At 70.5% G+C, this 17196-nt stretch carries 16 protein-coding genes and 1 pseudogene; 14 read left to right on the top strand and 3 right to left on the bottom strand.

The annotated features are described in order from the left end of the window. Window position 1 precedes the first annotated feature (1 nt). Complete coding sequence (locus tag WBA97_RS00635; RefSeq protein WP_424228633.1) at window positions 2–256, bottom strand: hypothetical protein; 255 nt, start codon at window positions 254–256, stop codon at window positions 2–4. A gap of 19 nt (window positions 257–275) precedes the next feature. Between WBA97_RS00635 and WBA97_RS00630 the strand changes: the two genes are divergently transcribed. From WBA97_RS00630 to WBA97_RS00610, 5 genes are all read left to right on the top strand, one after another. Then, a complete protein-coding gene (locus WBA97_RS00630) occupies window positions 276–1361 on the top strand; it encodes a cation:proton antiporter (protein WP_424228632.1) in 1086 nt (361 codons plus the stop codon). Between the two features lie 96 nt (window positions 1362–1457). Next, window positions 1458–6698, top strand: coding sequence for a beta-ketoacyl synthase N-terminal-like domain-containing protein (locus tag WBA97_RS00625; RefSeq protein WP_424228631.1), 5241 nt, complete (start codon window positions 1458–1460; stop codon window positions 6696–6698). Further along, complete coding sequence (locus tag WBA97_RS00620) at window positions 6695–8377, top strand: (2,3-dihydroxybenzoyl)adenylate synthase (protein ID WP_424228630.1); 1683 nt, start codon at window positions 6695–6697, stop codon at window positions 8375–8377. The genes WBA97_RS00625 and WBA97_RS00620 overlap by 4 nt, the downstream gene beginning before the upstream one ends. Continuing rightward, the gene (locus WBA97_RS00615; protein WP_424228629.1) at window positions 8356–8955 is read left to right on the top strand and encodes a VOC family protein; all 600 of its coding nucleotides are present in this window, start codon (window positions 8356–8358) and stop codon (window positions 8953–8955) included. Before WBA97_RS00620 ends, WBA97_RS00615 begins: the two co-directional genes overlap by 22 nt. Next, complete coding sequence (locus tag WBA97_RS00610; protein WP_424228628.1) at window positions 8955–9203, top strand: hypothetical protein; 249 nt, start codon at window positions 8955–8957, stop codon at window positions 9201–9203. The genes WBA97_RS00615 and WBA97_RS00610 overlap by 1 nt, the downstream gene beginning before the upstream one ends. Before the next feature lie 193 nt (window positions 9204–9396). Here the strand turns inward: WBA97_RS00610 and WBA97_RS00605 are convergent, their stop codons facing one another. Further along, window positions 9397–9816: a hypothetical protein gene (locus tag WBA97_RS00605; protein ID WP_424228627.1), complete on the bottom strand. Its 420-nt coding sequence runs from the start codon at window positions 9814–9816 to the stop codon at window positions 9397–9399. Between the two features lie 145 nt (window positions 9817–9961). Here WBA97_RS00605 and WBA97_RS00600 point away from each other — a divergent pair, with 145 nt between their 5' ends. The 9 genes from WBA97_RS00600 to WBA97_RS00560 all read left to right on the top strand — a co-directional run bounded on the left by WBA97_RS00600 (window position 9962) and on the right by WBA97_RS00560 (window position 17030). Beyond that, on the top strand, window positions 9962–10537 hold the full coding sequence (locus tag WBA97_RS00600; RefSeq protein WP_424228626.1) for a TetR family transcriptional regulator: 576 nt from the start codon (window positions 9962–9964) through the stop codon (window positions 10535–10537). Then, the gene (locus tag WBA97_RS00595) at window positions 10525–11400 is read left to right on the top strand and encodes an ABC transporter ATP-binding protein (RefSeq protein WP_424228625.1); all 876 of its coding nucleotides are present in this window, start codon (window positions 10525–10527) and stop codon (window positions 11398–11400) included. The genes WBA97_RS00600 and WBA97_RS00595 overlap by 13 nt, the downstream gene beginning before the upstream one ends. Next, window positions 11397–12827 carry a hypothetical protein gene (locus WBA97_RS00590; RefSeq protein ID WP_424228624.1) on the top strand — a complete coding sequence of 477 codons (1431 nt, stop codon included), beginning with the start codon at window positions 11397–11399 and terminating at the stop codon, window positions 12825–12827. Before WBA97_RS00595 ends, WBA97_RS00590 begins: the two co-directional genes overlap by 4 nt. 208 nt (window positions 12828–13035) lie before the next feature. Then, window positions 13036–14166, top strand: coding sequence for an NAD(P) transhydrogenase subunit alpha (locus tag WBA97_RS00585; RefSeq protein ID WP_424228623.1), 1131 nt, complete (start codon window positions 13036–13038; stop codon window positions 14164–14166). Continuing rightward, window positions 14167–14484 carry an NAD(P) transhydrogenase subunit alpha gene (locus WBA97_RS00580; protein WP_424228622.1) on the top strand — a complete coding sequence of 106 codons (318 nt, stop codon included), beginning with the start codon at window positions 14167–14169 and terminating at the stop codon, window positions 14482–14484. Beyond that, window positions 14481–15851, top strand: coding sequence for an NAD(P)(+) transhydrogenase (Re/Si-specific) subunit beta (locus tag WBA97_RS00575; RefSeq protein ID WP_424228621.1), 1371 nt, complete (start codon window positions 14481–14483; stop codon window positions 15849–15851). The genes WBA97_RS00580 and WBA97_RS00575 overlap by 4 nt, the downstream gene beginning before the upstream one ends. A gap of 217 nt (window positions 15852–16068) precedes the next feature. Beyond that, the gene (locus WBA97_RS00570) at window positions 16069–16431 is read left to right on the top strand and encodes a DUF1330 domain-containing protein (protein ID WP_424228620.1); all 363 of its coding nucleotides are present in this window, start codon (window positions 16069–16071) and stop codon (window positions 16429–16431) included. 78 nt (window positions 16432–16509) lie between these two features. Beyond that, entirely contained in the window at window positions 16510–16812 is a 303-nt protein-coding gene (locus WBA97_RS00565; RefSeq protein WP_424228619.1) for a hypothetical protein, read from the top strand. Window positions 16813–16847: 35 nt separating this feature from the next. Further along, entirely contained in the window at window positions 16848–17030 is a 183-nt protein-coding gene (locus tag WBA97_RS00560) for a hypothetical protein (protein WP_424228618.1), read from the top strand. A gap of 63 nt (window positions 17031–17093) precedes the next feature. Here the strand turns inward: WBA97_RS00560 and WBA97_RS00555 are convergent. Beyond that, window positions 17094–17196 (bottom strand): annotated as a pseudogene (locus WBA97_RS00555) (IS5/IS1182 family transposase); the annotation flags it as partial.

Genomic DNA, 17196 nt, shown 5'->3' with positions numbered 1-17196 from the left:
CTCAGGAAACGCAGAACTTGGAGACGTTGTGGGAACGAATCTCGAGTTGGCCGTCCATGTGCTGGCCGCTCTGTTGGTCGTGCTGGCGGCCACGACCATCTGCGGCCGTCTCGCGCTGCTGGTGAAACAGCCGAGGGTGGTCGGGGAGATGGTCGCCGGTGTCCTGTTGGGCCCGACACTGCTCGGTGCGGTCGCACCGGGCGTGCAGGCGAGCCTCTTCGACGCCGACACCAAGGGTGTGCTCTACGCTGAGCACGATCGGTCTGACGTTCTACATGTTCCTCGTCGGACTGGACATCGACCACGGCACGCTCGACCGCCGGGCCACGCGACGGGCGGGTGTGCTCGCCGTGTCCGGCATCCTGCCGACGTTCGTGCTGGGCGCGGCCGCGGCTGCGCTGTTCTACCGCACACTGTCCGATCCGGACACCGGTCGCTGGGAGTTCATGCTGTTCCTCGGCGGCGCGTTGTCGATCACCGCTTTCCCTATGCTGGCACGAATCCTGCAGGAACGGGGTATCGCGGAGACGCCGATGGGCGGGCTCACGCTGCTCGCCGCCGCGATCGACGACGCGGCGGCCTGGGGGATCCTGGCGGTCATCATCGCCGTCGCCTCGGCTGGTGACCCGACCGGTGCCGCGATCACGATCGGCGGCGCTGCCCTGTTTGCCCTGCTGATGTTGACGGTCGGCAAGCGCGCGTTGAAGGCGTTCGCCCGCGGCATCGAACGCGACGGCACGCTCCGGCGTGACAAGATGGCGGTGGTGCTGCTACTCGTCATCGCTGCCGGCTACTACACGGACGCGATCGGCGTGTTCTCCGTATTCGGCGGATTCATCACCGGTCTTGCGATGCCGCACCTCCCGGTGCTGCGCAACGAGTTGCGCACCCGCCTGACCGACCTGAACTCGATCCTGCTGCTGCCTGTGTTCTTCGCCTTCTCCGGGCTGAACACTCAGCTCGACGGGCTCGGCGACTGGTCGATGGTGCTTCCGCTGGCGGTGATCCTCGTGGTCGCCGTACTCGGCAAGTACGGCGGTTGTGCACTGGTCGCACGGTGGCAGGGCGGCACGTGGCGCCAGGCCTCGGCGATCGGCGGGCTGATGAACGCACGCGGCCTGATGATCCTGGTGTTCATCAACATCGGGATGTCCTACGGCCTGATCACGACACAACTGTTCGCCATTCTCGTGGTCACCGCGATCGTCACCACGGCGATGTCCATGCCGGTGTACCGCGCCTCGATGCCCGAATGGCTTGAGGCGGCCGAACGCGAGACCGGTCTGGCACGGCCGGCATCGTCCGCGGCCACGTCGCCGAGAACCACCGCCGAGGACGAGGTCTCCTCGACATCCGTTTGACGTCGGCTCGAATTCCGCCGCGAAACACCGAGGCACCCGCAGCGGTGCGCGGATTCGTGAACGACGAGCCGAAGGTACTGGAAGGACGTTCCCACCATGCCTGAATATGCCGGACATGACAGCGGTGATGGTCCGGAGCCGCTCGCCATCGTCGGTATGGCGTGCCGCTTCGCGGGCGGCGCCGACTCCCCTGAGCGGTTCTGGGATCTGCTCGTCAACGGACGGGACGCGATCTCGGAGATCCCGGAGGAGCGCTGGGCCGCCTATGCGGACCTGAGTCCCGAAAACGCCGCCGTGCTGCGGGAGACCACCCGCTTCGGTGGCTTCCTCGACGACATCACCGGCTTCGACGCGGACTTCTTCGGAGTCCTGCCCCGCGAAGCCGAGCTGATGGATCCACAGCAGCGGATCATGCTCGAGGTCGTCTGGGAGGCGCTGGAGCACGCGGGTATCGCACCCGGCGGCCTCGCGGGCACGGACGCGGGTGTCTACATCGGAGTGGGCTCGGACGACTACGGTCGCAGGTTGCTGGAAGACCTGCCTGGTATCGAGGCGTGGACCGGGATCGGCGCGTCCATGTGCGCGGTCGCCAACCGGATCTCCTACGCCCTCGACCTGCGCGGACCCAGCTTCGCCGTTGACACCGCGTGTTCCTCCTCCCTCGTCGCGTTGCACCTCGCGGGGCAGGCGCTGGCCTCCGGCGAGACGCCGGTGGCGATCGTCGGCGGCGTGAACATCATGGCCGGGCCCGGTCTCACGATGGTGCTCGACGCGGCAGGGGCGATCTCTCCTGACGGTCGCTGCAAGTCGTTCGACGCCACGGCCAACGGTTACGGCCGGGGTGAGGGCGCGGGGGCTGTCGTCCTCAAGAGACTGTCCGACGCCCGGCGTGACGGTGACCGGGTGCTCGCGGTGATCCGCGGCAGCGCGGTGCACCAGGACGGTCACACCAACGGCATCATGGCTCCCAGTGGCCCGGCCCAGGCACACCTGTTGCGCCAGGCCTACCGTTCGTGCGGCGTCCATCCTGGCACGGTCGACTACGTCGAGGCACACGGCACCGGCACCAGGGCGGGCGACCCGATCGAGGCGTCCGCGATGGCGCAGGTGTTCGGCGCGGGCCGCGGCCCGGACGACCCGTGCCTGATCGGGTCGGTGAAGTCGAACATCGGCCACCTCGAGGCCGGTTCGGGTGTCGCCGGGGTGATCAAGGCGGTGCTCGCGCTGTGGCACGGGGAGATCCCGCCCAGCCTTAACTTCACCGAGCCCAACCCCGCGATCCCGTGGGAGACCTCCGGCCTGCGCGTGGTGTCCGAACGCACCGGCTGGCCGGACACCGACCACCCCCGCAGGGCAGGGGTGTCCGGTTACGGCTACGGCGGCACGATCGCCCACGTCGTCCTGGAAGCGGCTCCCGAGCCGCTGCCGGCCCCACCGGTTCCGGTGGACGACGCGCCACGGCTGTTCGCGTTGTCCGGCGCCACCGAGGCCGCCCTGCGTGACAACGCGGCCGGCTTCGCGGACTGGCTCGCCGAGCACCCCGCGCCCCTGTCCGCGGTCGGTCACACACTCGCGGACCGGCGTGCGCACCTGGCCCAGCGCGCGGCCTTCGTAGCCGCCGACGACGCCGGGCTTGTCTCCGGACTGCGCCGGATCGCGGCGGGCGAGGAGCCCGTGGACTCGGCGTTCGGCACGTCACCGGGCGACGTCGGTCCGGGGCCGGTGTTCGTGTTCTCCGGACATGGCTCGCAGTGGCTCGGAATGGGCAGGGAACTGCTCGCCGAGCGGCCCAAGTTCGCCGCCGTGCTCGCCGAGATCGCCCCGGTCTTCCGGGCCGAGCTGGGCGTCACCCCGCGCGGTGTCCTGCTCGGCGACGACCTGACCGACGTGCACATCATCCAGCCGATGATCTTCGCGATGCAGGTCGGGCTCGCCGCCATGTGGCGCCAGCACGGCGTCGCGCCCGCCGCGATCATCGGGCACTCCGTCGGCGAGATCGCGGCCGCCGTCGCCGCGGGCGCACTCGACCTGCACGACGGTGCCCGGCTGGTGTGCCGCCGGTCGGCACTGCTGAAGCGGGTGGCGGGCAAGGGCGCCATGGCGATGGTCGACCTGCCGTTCGACGAGGTGGCCGACCTGCTCACGGGCAGGACCGACGTCACGGCCGCCATCTCGGCGGCGCCCGCCTCCACGGTCGTCGCGGGCACGCCTGGAGCGGTCGGGGAGGTGTGTGAGGCCTGGACCGGCCTCGGGCGGATGGTCCGTCGCGTCGCCTCGGATGTCGCGTTCCACTCCCCGCAGATGGACCCCCTGCTGGCCGACCTTGTCGCGGCGGCGTCGGACCTGACACCGCACGAGCCCAAGATCAAGCTGTACAGCACCGCCGCGGCGGAGCCACGCACGGACGCCGTCCGGGACGGCGAGTACTGGGCGGGCAACCTGCGCAACCCCGTCCGGTTCGCCGCCGCGGTCGCGGCGGCGATCGAGGACGGGCACCGGACCTTCGTCGAGGTGTCTAGCCACCCGGTCGTCACCCACTCGATCGCGGAAGTCCTCACGCGGAACGGCATCGAGGACGCCTGCGTGGTCGGCACATTGCGTCGCGACCGGCCCGAGGTCGCGACGCTGCTCACCAACGTCGGCCAGTTGCACTGTCAGGGCGTGACCGTCGACCTCGGCGGGCAGTTCGGTGGTCGGCAGCTGGTCGACCTGCCGACGACGAGCTGGCAGCACCGCGGGTTCTGGCGCGAGACGACGACCGCGCGGACCGCCGGTGTGCGTCAGCACGACGTCGCCACGCACACGTTGCTCGGCGGCGGCACCACGGTGGCGGGCACGACCCCGCTGCGGCTCTGGCGCACCCACCTCGACGAGACCTGCCGCCCCTACCCGGGCGACCACCCGGTTCAGGGCACGGAGATCATTCCAGCCGCCGTGCTGGTGAACACGTTCCTGACCGCTGCGTCCGGACCCGGTGGCAGGCCGGCTCTCGCTGACGTCGCCCTGCGCGTGCCGGTGTCCGTGGCCGCACCGCGTGAACTGCAGGTCACGTGGCAGGACGGGACTGTCCGGTTGGCATCGCGGCCGGTGGGGGAGGAGGCGTGGCTGATCCACACGACCGCCGCCACCGACGCGACGAGCCCCGCGCCCTCCGGCATCCTGTCCGCCTCCGGCTGCCTCGCGGGGTGCCCGGAGACGCTGCCAGGTGACTTCGTCGCGGACCGGCTCGCCGGTATCGGCGTGGCGGCCATGGGTTTCCCGTGGCGGATCGAGGAACTGCACCGTCGCGACGGCGAGGAGCTGTTCGCCGTGGTCGCCGCGGGGCCGGACGCGACGGAGGTGCCCACCAGCTGGGCGTCGGTGCTCGACGCGGCACTGTCGATGGCCTCGGTGGTGTTCGCGGGCGAGCCGGCGCTGAGGATGCCCGCCGCCATCGGACGGGTCGCCCTCCGCGGCGAGTGCCCGGCCCGCGTGCTGGTCAGCGTCCGCGTGGCCGAGGGTACAGCGGGACTGGACACCGTCGATGTGACGGTCGCCGACATCGACGGCACCGTCGTCGCCGAGCTGGGCAGGCTGCGCTACGGCTTCCTCGAAGGCGACCCGGGAACGGCGGTGAGCCCGCGCAGGCTCACGCACGAACTGGCCTGGCGTCCGCTCGAGATGCACGACCCGGGACCGGACCTGCGGGAGGTCGTCGTTATCGGACCGGCCGGCGCGGCGGAACCGGTCACCAGCGCCCTGCGCGCGGACGGCGTCGGCGTGCGAACGGTGGCGACCCCGGCGGACCTCGGTGCGCTCGACGGGGTGGACGCGGTTCTCGTCGTCCCCGCCGTCCGCGAGACGAATGCGGCCGCGGCGGCCGGTACAGCGGCGTGGCAGCTCGCCGACACCGCGCGCAGGCTCGCGGCCCGAGGCAAGGACGCGCCGGTGCTGTGGGCGGTGACGACCGGCGTCCGCCACAGCAGGAGCACGACCGCACTCGGCCAGTCCTCCGTGTGGGGAGTCGGACGGATCATTGGCGGCGAGCACCCCGGCCTGTGGGGAGGTGTCATCGATCTCGACCCCGCAGACCTCGTCGCGTCGGCGAGCTTCCTGCCGACCGTCCTGTGGTCGCGTCCCGGTGAGGACGTGCTGGCGCTGGGGCCGGAAGGGGTGGCCCGGGCGCGGCTCGTTCCTGTCGAGCGTGCGGCGGACGGTGCCGGCCACAGCTGCAGGCTCGACGGCACGTACCTCGTCACCGGTGGTCTCGGCGCGCTCGGCCTGGAGACCGCGCGATGGCTCGCGGGTCAGGGCGCCCGCCGGATCATGCTCGCCTCCCGGCGTGGCCTGCCGCCGCGTGCGGACTGGGACGCCGTCGTCGATCCCGTGCTGTACAGGCAGATCGCCGAGGTACGCGCGCTCGAGGCACTCGGGGTGACGGTGGCGGTGGTCGCGGCCGACATCACCGACGGCGAATCCGCGGCGCGGGAACTGAATCCCGCCACGCTCGGCCTGCCACCCATCCGCGGTGTCGTGCACGCGGCGGGCGTGCTCGACAACCGGATGCTCGTCGACCTCAACGAGGAGTCGCTGCGCACCGTCCTCGCGCCCAAGGCGGAGGGGGTGATGGTGCTGCACGAGCTGTTCCCGCCGGGGAGCCTGGACTTCCTCGCGCTGTTCTCGTCCTGTGGTTACCTGTTAGGCCTGCCGGGACAGGCGAGCTACGGCGCGGCCAACGCCTTCCTCGACGCGTTCGCGGCGCACCGGGGCGGTGATGTCGTCAGTTTCGGGTGGACCTCCTGGCGCGGGCTCGGCATGTCGACTTCCTCGGAGCTGATCGACCTGGAGCTCAACGCACGCGGTACCGCCGACATCACACTCGCCGAGGCGTTCCGCAGCTGGGAGTTCGCCGCGCGGCACCAAGGAACCCACTTCGCGGTGTTCCGCCCGATTCCCGTCGAGCCGGGCATGCACACGTTGCCGCTGCTCGACGAGATCGTCGTCGAACGGACCGACGGGGACGTCCGCGACGCCGGCACGGGAACGGAGTGGAGCGGCCTCGAACCCGGTGAACTGCGCACCCTGCTCGTCGCCGAGGTGGCCCGCCAGGTAGCCGCCGAGATCCGGTTGGCGCCCGACGAGCTCGACCTGCGCAGGCCACTGGCGGACATGGGGCTGGACTCGGTCATGACGCTGGTGATCCGGCGCCGGCTGGAGAAGATCTTCCGGCTTTCCCTGCCCACCACGCTGTTGTGGAACCACCCCACGGTCACGGCGATCGCCGAGTTCGTCCACGGCCTGCTGGCCCCGGTGGACGGTGAGGACGAGGACGAGTTCCGACCGGTGGTGGGCGTGTGACCACGCTGGACATCGTGCCGTGGCCGGAGGCCACCGCGGCCGGGTACCGCGCCGCGGGCTACTGGCGGGACCGGACGCTGGGGCACTGGATGTGGCACTGGGCGGGACGGTTCGGTGACCGCGTCGCGCTGGTAGACGGCGACACGCGACTCACCTACCGGCAGCTCGCGGAACACGCGGACGCGTTCGCCGACGCGTTGTTCGACGCCGGTCTGCGTGCCGGTGACCGGGTCGTCGTCCAGCTGCCGAACCGGTGGGAATTCGTGGCCCTCGTGCTGGGTTGTGCGCGCGCCGGCGTCGCGCCGGTCCTCGCACTTCCCGCCCACCGGGAACACGAGCTCGGCTATCTCGTCCGGCACGCGACCGCCAGGATGATCGTCGTCCCCGACGTGTTGCGGCATCACGACCACCAGGCGATGGCGGCCGCGATCGCCGCGGATGCCCCGGGCTGCGTACCGGTGGTGCTCGGCTCCCCGGTCGCACCGGGTCACCTCGACCTGGCCGCGATGCTGCGGGTCCGCGGCGACGTGGCGGCGCGGAGGGAATGGCTCGACGCCGTGGCACCTGGCCCCGACGACCCCGCGCTGTTCCTGCTGTCCGGTGGGACGACGGGGCAACCCAAGATGATCACCCGCACCCACAACGACTACGAGTACAACCTCCGCCGCAGCGGCGAGGTCTGCGAGTTCGGCGAGGACACCACCTACCTGGTGACACTGCCCGCGGCACACAACTTCCCGCTGGGCTGTCCCGGCATCCTCGGCACGCTCGCGGTCGGTGGCCGGGTCGTCCTGCTCGCCTCGCCGGAGCCGGGCCGCGCGTTCGCGACCATCGCGGCCGAGCGTGTCACGGTGACCTCGCTGGTGCCCGCGATCGCGCAACGCTGGGTGGTGGCGGCCCGGGCCGAAGGGCCGGACCTGTCCAGTCTCCGTGTCGTGCAGGTCGGGGGATCGGTACTCGACCCGGCACTGGCACGCGCGGTGCCGGACGTCCTCGGAGTCCGGCTGCAACAGGTGTTCGGCATGGCGGAAGGGCTGCTCAACTACACACGGCTGGACGACCCCGAGGAGGTCGTGCTCGGCACACAGGGCAGGCCGATCAGCCCCGGCGACGAGGTGCTGGTCGTCGACGAGGACGACGTGCCGGTCCCGCGAGGGCGGACCGGTGAACTCCTCACCCGTGGCCCGTACACACCGCGTGGCTACTTCCGTGCGGCCGAGCACAACGCGCGCGCGTTCACCCCGGATGGCTGGTACCGGACGGGCGACCTGGTGCGGGTGGACCCCGGCGGCAACCTCGTCGTCGAGGGCAGGCGCAAGGACCTGATCAACCGCGGTGGGGAGAAGGTGTCCGCCGAAGAGGTCGAACAGCTCGCCAGGGAGGTGCTCGGGGCGCCCGACGCGCTGGCGGTCCCGGTGCCCGACGCCCGCAACGGAGAGCGGGTGTGCCTGGTACTGGTCGGCCGTGCCGTGCCGACGCTGGCCGAGGTGCGCGCGGCCTATCTCGCCCGCGGCGTCGCCGCCTACAAGGTTCCCGAGCAGGTCGAGTCCCTCGACGCGTTGCCCCTCACCGCGGTGGGCAAGGTCGACCGCAAGGCGGTTCGACTGCGATTCGCCCAACCGGACCGGACCGGCCAGACCGACAACAAGGAGGACACATGGATGACCGTCGGCAACTGATCACGGCGGGACCCGGTCTGCGCCTGTACGGCGTCGACCACCTCGCGCACGTCACCTGGAAACCGGGCGAGACAGCCGACTTCTACCGCGAGGTACTCGGCCTGCCCCTCACCCACGCCGTCACTGGCGTTGGCTGGCTCAGCGAGGACTTCCCGGACTTCGTGCACTACTTCCTCGGTCTGGGCGGCGGGAACTACCTCGCGTTCTTCTACTTCTTCGACCTGCCGGAAGAGCAGGTCCCCGACGAGCTGATGCACCTCGCGCGACACATCGCGCTGCACGTCGACACCGAGGAGGAGATGCTCGCCTGGCGCGACAGGATCAAGTCGCACGGGGTGCGGGTGACGCCGCCGCTGACCCACGAGTTGCTGGAGTCCATCTACTTCGATGACCCCAACGGCATCCAACTCGAGATCGTCCATCCACTTCGGACGTTCGGTGCGGTCGACGCGCGTGACGCGGACCTGACCGTCCGCGCGCTGGCCGAGGTGTCCCGGATGGACAAACCGTCCGTCTCGCAGATGTGGAAGCGGAAGGCGGCGATGGTGCGTGACCAGATCGGAATGGTGACCAGCTGATGCCCACGATGTACATCCTCGACACACCCGAGTTCGAGCCGATTGTGACCACCGCCCGGCTCGCCGGCATGGACGTGCGTCCCGCGGGCGACTACCTGGAGGCGGTCAGCCCGCAACCGACTGTGACACTCGAGCGGCGGCACACCGAAGTGCGGCCGTCCATCTGGTTCGCCGCGCTCACCGGCGGCATGGTCGGGCACATCGAGCGCTTCGACCACGACGTCCTTCGCCTGGCCGACGACGACTGAGGGGCATCGCGTCCTCCGCTGCTCGGTGGGGGCCGCGGGCACCGGGGCGAGCACGTTCGACGTGCTCGCCTTCAGTCACGCGCAGACGGTGGTATGCCGGTGAGCGCGGTGGTGACCGAGTTGGCAGACAGGTTCCCGGTGACGCCCTGGACGGCGTTATGACCGACGGCGCCCGAGGAGGCGGCCACCAGCATCACGCAGGTGCCACTACCCCGGATGTCCAGTTGATGAGGTCTTGATCGCCGTCAGCAGCTGAGACTGACGGTGTCGGACTGGGCTTCGGTGGTGCCGTTGAGGCGGGTCTGGGTGTAGTACTCGCCGCTTCCGAGGCATCCGCCGGTCGCGGTGATGCTTCCCATGCGAACGTCTGCTCGAAGGAGGCGGCCAGTTCGTCGAACCACCCGGTCTCCTTGCAGACGTTGGCCACGGCGCTCGCGTTACCGCACGTGTCGCCGTCTCGGTGGACGTCGCCGTTGACGAGCCAGCCGTTGGGGCCCGGCGTCAGGTAGGGGGCGAACGCGGCGTGCGGCTCCGCCTGCGCCGACCCCGCGGCGGCGACGGTGGCGAACCGGCCCATGGCGGCAACGATGGCGGCGCGCCTTCCGGATGTCATCGTCTCGTGTCTCCCTTCGTCTTGGCCTCGCGGTTGAGGGCCCACCTTGCACGGCCGCCGTTGGACACGCGCGGTGAGTTCACTGAATCGACTGGCCCATGCGCACTGTTAGTCGCTAACATGTTAGCGACTAACAGGAGGTTGGATGACTGGACAGGACTGGCGGGAACGCAAGAAGGCGCAGACCCGGCAGCGATTGCAGGAGCAGGCGCTTCGGTTGTTCACCGAACGCGGGTATGAGGCGACGACAGTGGAGCAGGTCGCGGCGGCGGCCGGGGTGTCGCACATGACGTTCTTCCGGTACTTCCCGACCAAGGAAGACGTGGTGCTGAGCGACTCCTACGACCCGATGCTGGTGGCGGCGATCCGGGCGCGGCCACGGACCGAGCCGGCGGTGGAGCGGATCCATCTCGCGATACGCGAGGGTTTGGGTGCGATCTACCCGGCGGTCCGGGAGCCGCTGCTGGTGCGTACCCGGTTGTCGTTGCGAACCCCGGCGTTGCGGGCGCGGTTGTGGGAGAACCAGTTCGCCACGCGGGAGCTCCTGGCCGGGGCACTCGAGGACGGCGAGCCGGGTTTCGCCACGCGGGTCCTGGCCTCGGCGTGCCTGGCCGCGCTGACGACCGCCCTGGAGGAATGGGTGGCGGGCGACGGCGCCGCCGAGCTGCCGGACCTGATCGACGACGCGTTCCGGGTGCTGAAGGAGGGATGGCGGTCGTGACGGACCCGGTGATTGTGGTCGACGAGCTGCGCATGCGCTACCGCGGTGCCGCGACCAACGCCGTCGACGGGATCTCGTTCACCGTCACCGAAGGCGAGGTGTTCGGGTTTCTCGGGCCTAACGGGGCCGGGAAGTCCACCACGCAACGGATCCTCACCGGTCTGATCCGTGGGCACGAGGGGCGCGCGGACGTACTGGGGCGGCCGGTGGCGCGGTGGGGCCGGGACTACTTCGAGCACATCGGTGTCGGTTTCGAGCTGCCGGCGCATTTCTCCCGGCTCACCGCGCGGGAGAACCTCGCCGCGTTCGCCGCCCTCTACCGGGGACCGGTCGACGAGCCCGGCGTCCTGCTCGACCTGGTCGACCTCGGCGCGGCGGCGGACCGGTTGGCGGGGGAGTTCTCCAAGGGCATGCAGATGCGGCTGAACCTGGCGCGGGCACTGGTGAACCGCCCGAGGGTGTTGTTCCTGGACGAGCCCACCTCCGGCATGGACCCGGTGCACGCCACCCTGGTCCGCGACCTCATCCGACACCAGCCAGGGCAGGGGCGGACGGTGTTCCTCACCACGCACGACATGGCCACCGCCGAGCAGCTCTGCGACCGGGTCGCGTTCATGGTGGACGGACGTATCGCCGCGGTCGGCACCCCGCGCAACTTCCGTCTCGCCCACGGCAAGCCGTGTGTGGTGGTCGAGTATCGGGACGAGAACGTGCTGCGACGCAAGGAGTTCTCGCTTCCCGGGATCGCTGCCGACGCGGATTTCTCCGCGCTGTTGCGGGAGCACGAGGTGGAGACCATCCACACCCGGGAAGCCACGCTGGACGACGTGTTCGTCGCGGTCATGGGACGTGGCCTGCGGTGAACCGGCTCCGCGGGGCCCTGGTTCTCGAGTGGACCGTGGAGTGGCGGTACCGCGTCCCCGTGGTCGCGCTGGCCATGACCGCGGTGTGGACACTGGCGCTGTCGGCGATGCCGGCATCGGTCGCGCGAGTTGCCGGACCGGTCGTCCTCACCATCGACACCGCGACCTTCGGCTCGTTCTTCATCGCGGCGCTCGTGCTGTTCGAACGCGGGGAGGGCGCGCTCGCCGCGTTGACGGTCACCCCCCTGCGGTTCGGCGAGTACCTGGGCGCCAAGATCGCCTGCCTGACCGGCCTCTCGGTGGTCTCCGCCGTCCCGGTCACGCTGGCCGCCGGGATGAACCTCGTCGCGGCGCTGCCGGGCGTCACCCTGATGGCGGTGCTGTTCCTGGCACTCAACGCCGCCATCGCCGTGCGGCACCGGTCGCTCACCGGGTTCCTCACCGTCGCTCCGCTGCCGCTCGCGCCGCTCATCGCGGCGCCGCTGGCCCACCTGACCGGCGTCGGTGACCATCCGCTGCTGTTCATCGTGCCCACCACCGGGGCCGCGGAGATCATCCGTGCCGGGCTCGATCCCGTCATGATCGGCTATCTGCTGGCGGCCATCGCCGGTGCCCTCTGGCTCGCCCGCCGACGCTTCGCCAGCGGAACGGCAGGCACGGACCGGGTGCGAACCAGCCGGATACACGGACACCGGACGCGGTGGCGTCCGCACGGATGGCTCGCCGCGCTGGCGGGTATCGACCGCCGTACCTCGGTGCGGAGTGCGCTGGTGACAGTGGTGCTCGCCGGGCCGGTCCTGCTCGCGATCGCGTTGCGGCTGGGCTATCCGCCGCTGGTGGCCTACGTGCACGCCCGTTTCGGGTTCGACGTCACGCCGTACCAGCCGATCCTGCTCGCCGCACTGGTCGTGTTGCACGTACCGCTGATCATCGGCATGGTCGGTGCGCTGCTGGTCCTCGACGACCTCGACGACCGCACAGTACTGGTCCTGCGCGTGAGCCCGGTCGGGGCGCCGCGCTACCTCGCCTACCGGGCGATCGCGGTCGCCGCGGTGGCCATGCTCATGCTCGTCGTCGCCGTACCCGTCTCCGGTCTCGCGCCGAGCCTGCCGGGCATCCTGCCCGCACTGGCGCTGGCTGCGGCCCAGGCGCCACTGATCACCCTCGCCACCACCGCGATCGCGGCCAACAAGGTGGAAGGCCTGGCATGGCTGAAGATCCTCGGCCTGCTCCCCACGGGGATCGCGCCCGCCATGTGGTGGCTGCCCGGCCCCGTCCACCGGCCCCTGCGAGCCCTGCCGCACTACTGGACCGTCGACACCCTCTGGCACCCCAACCTGACCGGGCTGCTCATCGGCACCGGACTCACCACACTCGCCGCGACACTGATGGCGAGGCAGGCCCTGCGCCGGCTCGGCGGCGGCTGACGGGCAAGCCTGCCGCGTACGGCGGTTGCGTGAAACGTCGCGGTGCGGCATGTTGATCGGAGGAGCGCCGGGAAGTCTGGTCGGCACCCGCCGGGACGGTGGGTCGGTTCGGAGTGGACGGCGTGTCGGTGGCGCTCACTTCCCGGACCGTCCTTCGTGACGGCGTTCCTCATGGTCTTGGTGCCGCCTGACCAAAGGGGGAGCGACAGTGAAGATCGCCGTGGTTGCCGAGACGAGGTCTGGTGAGCGGCGCGTCGCGCTCGTCCCCGGTCTTGTCGAGCGCCTGACCGGTGCGGGCCTTGACGTCGCGGTCGAACCGGGTGCGGGAGTGTCCTCGGGGTTCGCCGACGACGAGTACCGGGCGGCCGGCGCCGTCGTGACCCCCGAGGCCCTTGCGGGCGCCGGGGTGGTGCTGTCCGTGCAGCCGTTCGACGCGCGGAGGGTGGCGGAGCTCGCGCCGCACGCGATCACCGTTTCCTTCCTGCCGACGGGCCAGGAGCTGGATCACGTCCGCGCGGTGCGCGACGCGGGCCACACCGCGTTCGCGATGGAGCTGGTGCCGCGCATCTCCCGGGCACAGGCCATGGACGCGTTGTCCTCACAGGCTTTCGTCGCGGGCTACCGGGCCGCGCTGGTGGCGGCGGAACGGTTGCCGAGGTTCCTGCCACTGTCCATGACCGCCTCCGGCACCATCCGGCCCGCCACCGTGCTCGTACTCGGCGCGGGTGTCGCCGGACTGCAGGCCATCGCCACGATGCGCAGGCTTGGTGCGGTCGTGCGTGCCTACGACGTCCGCTCCGCCGCGGCGGAGGAGGTGCGCAGTCTCGGCGCGGAGTTCGTCCATGTGGAACTGCCGGCGCTGGACGGTGCGGGCGGGTATGCCAGGGAGATGACCGAAGAACGGTCCCGGCTGCAGCGTGAGCTGCTCGCTCCGCACGTCGCCGACGCGGACGTGCTGATCACCACCGCCGCGGTGCCCGGCAGGCCGGCGCCTCTGCTCGTCACCGGGCCGATGGTGGCCGCGATGAGGCCGGGCTCGGTCGTGGTGGACCTGGCGGCCGAGTCCGGTGGCAACGTCGAAGGTGCGAAGCCGGGGGAGGAGGTCATCGTCGGCGACGTGCTCGTGTGGGGCGGCCGCGACGTGCCGAGCCAGCTGCCGGCACAGGCCAGTCAGCTCTACAGCGCCAACGTGGTGAACCTGTTGTCGCTGCTCATGCGTTCCGACGGCGAGCTGAGCCCGGACTTCGACGACGAGATCATCGCCGCCTGCTGCGTCGCCCACGCCGGCGAGGTCCGGCACGCACCCACCCGCGCACTACTCGGAGAGGAGCTGTCCTAAGTGGATGGTATCGCGCTGCTGACGATCTTCGTGCTGGCGATCTTCGTCGGCTACGAGGTGATCTCGAAGGTCTCCAGCACACTGCACACCCCGCTGATGTCCGGCTCCAACGCGATCAGCGGCATCGTGCTGGTCGGGACCATCGCGGTCGCCGCCCACACCGAGTCGACGACGATCTTCGTGCTCGAGCTGGTCGCGATCGTCCTCGCCACGGTCAACCTGGTCGGCGGGTTCGTGGTGACCGACCGGATGCTGGGGATGTTCCGCTCCCGGGGACGGAAGGGCGCCACCGCCGAGGACAGGGAGCCCCGTGCATGAACGAGACCTGGACCGCGCTGCTCTACCTGGTCGCCGCCGTCTGCTTCATCATCGCGCTCAAAGGACTGTCCTCGCCGAAGACCGCTCGGCTCGGCAACCTGATCGGCGCGGCCGGCGCCGTGGTGGCGGTGCTCGTGGTGTTCGCCGCCGAGCGCCCGGACCGGCTGGTGTGGGTCCTCGTGGCGATCGCGGTCGGCGGGGCGATCGGCACCGTTGCCGCGCAACGGGTCGCCATGACCCAGATGCCACAGATGGTGGCGCTGTTCAACGGTGTCGGCGGCGCGGCGGGCGCACTGGTCGCGCTGCTGGAGTTGGCCGAGGGGACCGGCGACGGGCTGGCGCACCTCGCGGTGACGGCGTTCACCATCCTCATCGGGGCGATCACGTTCTCCGGTTCGCTGCTCACCTTCGCCAAGCTCCAGGAACTGGTCACCGGCCGGCCGATGATCTTCCCCGGCATGCGGTGGGTGGCCGTGGCGACGGTCGCGGGCTCGCTCGCCGCCGGTGTCTGGGTCGCGATGTCCGGCTCGGTGCCCGGTGCCATGGTGCTCGCGGTGCTGACGCTGGGGCTCGGGCTGCTCCTGGTGCTGCCGGTCGGCGGGGCGGACGTGCCGATCGTCATCTCGCTGCTCAACGCGTTCAGCGGGATCACCGTCGCCGCCAGCGGTTACGTGCTGGGCAACACGCTGCTGATCGTGGCGGGCACGCTCGTCGGTGCGTCCGGCACGTTGCTGACCAAGATGATGGCCGACGCGATGGGCCGGTCGCTGCTCAACATCATGTTCGGTGCGTTCGCGGGCGGGTCCACCTTGGGCAGCACCGCCGAGTCGGACCGGCCGGTGCGGTCCGCAGGCCCGCAGGACGTCGCGATCCTGCTCGGATACTCCCGCAAGGTGATCGTCGCGCCCGGCTACGGGCTCGCGGTCGCGCAGGCACAGCACACGTTGCGCGACCTCACCGACGAACTGGAGCGGCGCGGCATCGAGGTCGTGTACGCGATCCACCCGGTCGCGGGCCGGATGCCCGGGCACATGAACGTGCTGCTGGCCGAAGCGGACGTGCCGTACGAGAAGCTGAAGGAGATGGCCGAGGTCAATCCCGAGTTCCGGACCGCGGACGTCGCGCTCGTGGTGGGGGCCAACGATGTGGTGAACCCGGCGGCGCACTCCGCGCCGGGCTCGCCCATCTACGGCATGCCGATCCTCGAGGTGGCCCACGCCGACGCGGTCGTGTTCCTCAAACGTTCCATGCGGCCCGGTTTCGCGGGCATCGAGAACGAACTGCTCTTCGACCAGAAGACCACGCTGCTGTTCGGCGACGCCAAGGACTCACTCGGCACGCTCGTCGCGGCGGTCAAAGCGTTGTGAGCCGGCCTGGGTGTCCGCGAGCGGGCGATCTGTCATACAGGGCGGACATGGCTTCGCACCAGCCGTTCGCGATACCGCGGATCAGCGGCACGTCTTCCGGGTTGTACCGCGACCCCCCGACAATTTCCGCGTGGCCGCGGCGTCGCGGTTGGAGACAACCCGGAGACTGGTGAAATCGCCGATGCCTGGCACGAGGATGGGACGCGAGGCTCGACGGGTGGCAGTCGACCCTGATGACATCGGCCTGACGCGGTTCCACGACGAGGACCCGGGCGGTCCGGTGGTGATGCTGAACCTCCTGCGCTTCGGTGACGGCGGGTTCGCCTCCTATCAGGAGTACGCGCGGCGGCTGCGTGACATCCTGCCGCGCTACGGCGCCAAGGTCCTCTACGCGGGCAGCGCGTCGACGGTGCTGGTCGGTGAGCCCGACCAGACCTGGGACGCGGTGGTCGTCGTGCGGTATCCCGACCGGGACACTTTCGGCCGGATGGTCGCCGATCCCGGGTACCTCGACGTGGCCCGTCTGCGTGCCCAAGCGCTGACGGAGACCGTGTTGCAGGCGACCACTCCGTGGCGTTGAGCGGGTTCTCGAGGTCGCGCTGACCGTTCGCCAGCCCTTGTCGCGGGTGCGCACGGCATCGCGGGCATCACCATGGCCATGGCTGAGGTCGTCGGCGGGATCCGGGTCGCGGTCCGCGACCTGCTCTCGACGCTCGCGGGCGCGCTGGTCAGCTGGGCGATCGAACTCGCCTGCACGGTGGGAGCGGCCGCACCGCTCGTCGTCGCCCAGGCCACCTCGAAGATCGCCCAGGTGGTCCGGATCGTCGCGAGCATGATGAAGGCGCTCGGCAAGGCACTGGCCAGCGCACTCACCTGGCTCGTCCAGCTCCGCGACCTGTTCGACGGTTTCTGGCGCGCCCTCAACGCCCTGAAACAGAACAACGCCACCGCTCCGGCCTGACGTTGCCCGTGGGTCTTGCTCGTGGCGTTCCACAGGTGCCCGCCGACGACTTCGACCTCCTCCCGCTCCGGGCACGTCAGCTGACGCGATACCATGATTTCCTGTCTGCCAACGTTGTCAGGAGGGTTCCCATGTCGGGACTGATACCGGTGATCCTGCTCATCGGCGGCTTCCTCCTGGTCGCGTTCGTGCTCCGGTTCGCCGGGCGCCGCCCCTGATACCGGGGCCACTTTCGCGTCGTCCGGCAAGATTGCCGGGCTTAGAGGCTCCGGCAATAGGGGTTACTTGAGGCGGCGGACGGTGGGGCGGGTGTCCCAGCGGTGGGTGTGGCGGGCGGCTTGGATGAGGCAGCGGACGGTGACGAAGGCTGCGGCGAGGTGGAGG

It is taken from the genome of Actinophytocola sp. (genome assembly GCF_049647105.1).
Classification (GTDB): domain Bacteria; phylum Actinomycetota; class Actinomycetes; order Mycobacteriales; family Pseudonocardiaceae; genus Actinophytocola.
This window is presented reverse-complemented; position numbering and strand designations above follow the sequence as displayed.

Coding starts and splice junctions, on each gene's coding strand:
- WBA97_RS00630 (WP_424228632.1), top strand. CDS start 276: ATGTTCCTCGTCGGACTGGACATCGACCACGGCACGCTCGACCGCCGG.
- WBA97_RS00625 (WP_424228631.1), top strand. CDS start 1,458: ATGCCTGAATATGCCGGACATGACAGCGGTGATGGTCCGGAGCCGCTC.
- WBA97_RS00615 (WP_424228629.1), top strand. CDS start 8,356: ATGGATGACCGTCGGCAACTGATCACGGCGGGACCCGGTCTGCGCCTG.
- WBA97_RS00610 (WP_424228628.1), top strand. CDS start 8,955: ATGCCCACGATGTACATCCTCGACACACCCGAGTTCGAGCCGATTGTG.
- WBA97_RS00605 (WP_424228627.1), bottom strand. CDS start 9,816: ATGACATCCGGAAGGCGCGCCGCCATCGTTGCCGCCATGGGCCGGTTC.
- WBA97_RS00600 (WP_424228626.1), top strand. CDS start 9,962: ATGACTGGACAGGACTGGCGGGAACGCAAGAAGGCGCAGACCCGGCAG.
- WBA97_RS00595 (WP_424228625.1), top strand. CDS start 10,525: ATGGCGGTCGTGACGGACCCGGTGATTGTGGTCGACGAGCTGCGCATG.
- WBA97_RS00575 (WP_424228621.1), top strand. CDS start 14,481: ATGAACGAGACCTGGACCGCGCTGCTCTACCTGGTCGCCGCCGTCTGC.
- WBA97_RS00565 (WP_424228619.1), top strand. CDS start 16,510: ATGGCTGAGGTCGTCGGCGGGATCCGGGTCGCGGTCCGCGACCTGCTC.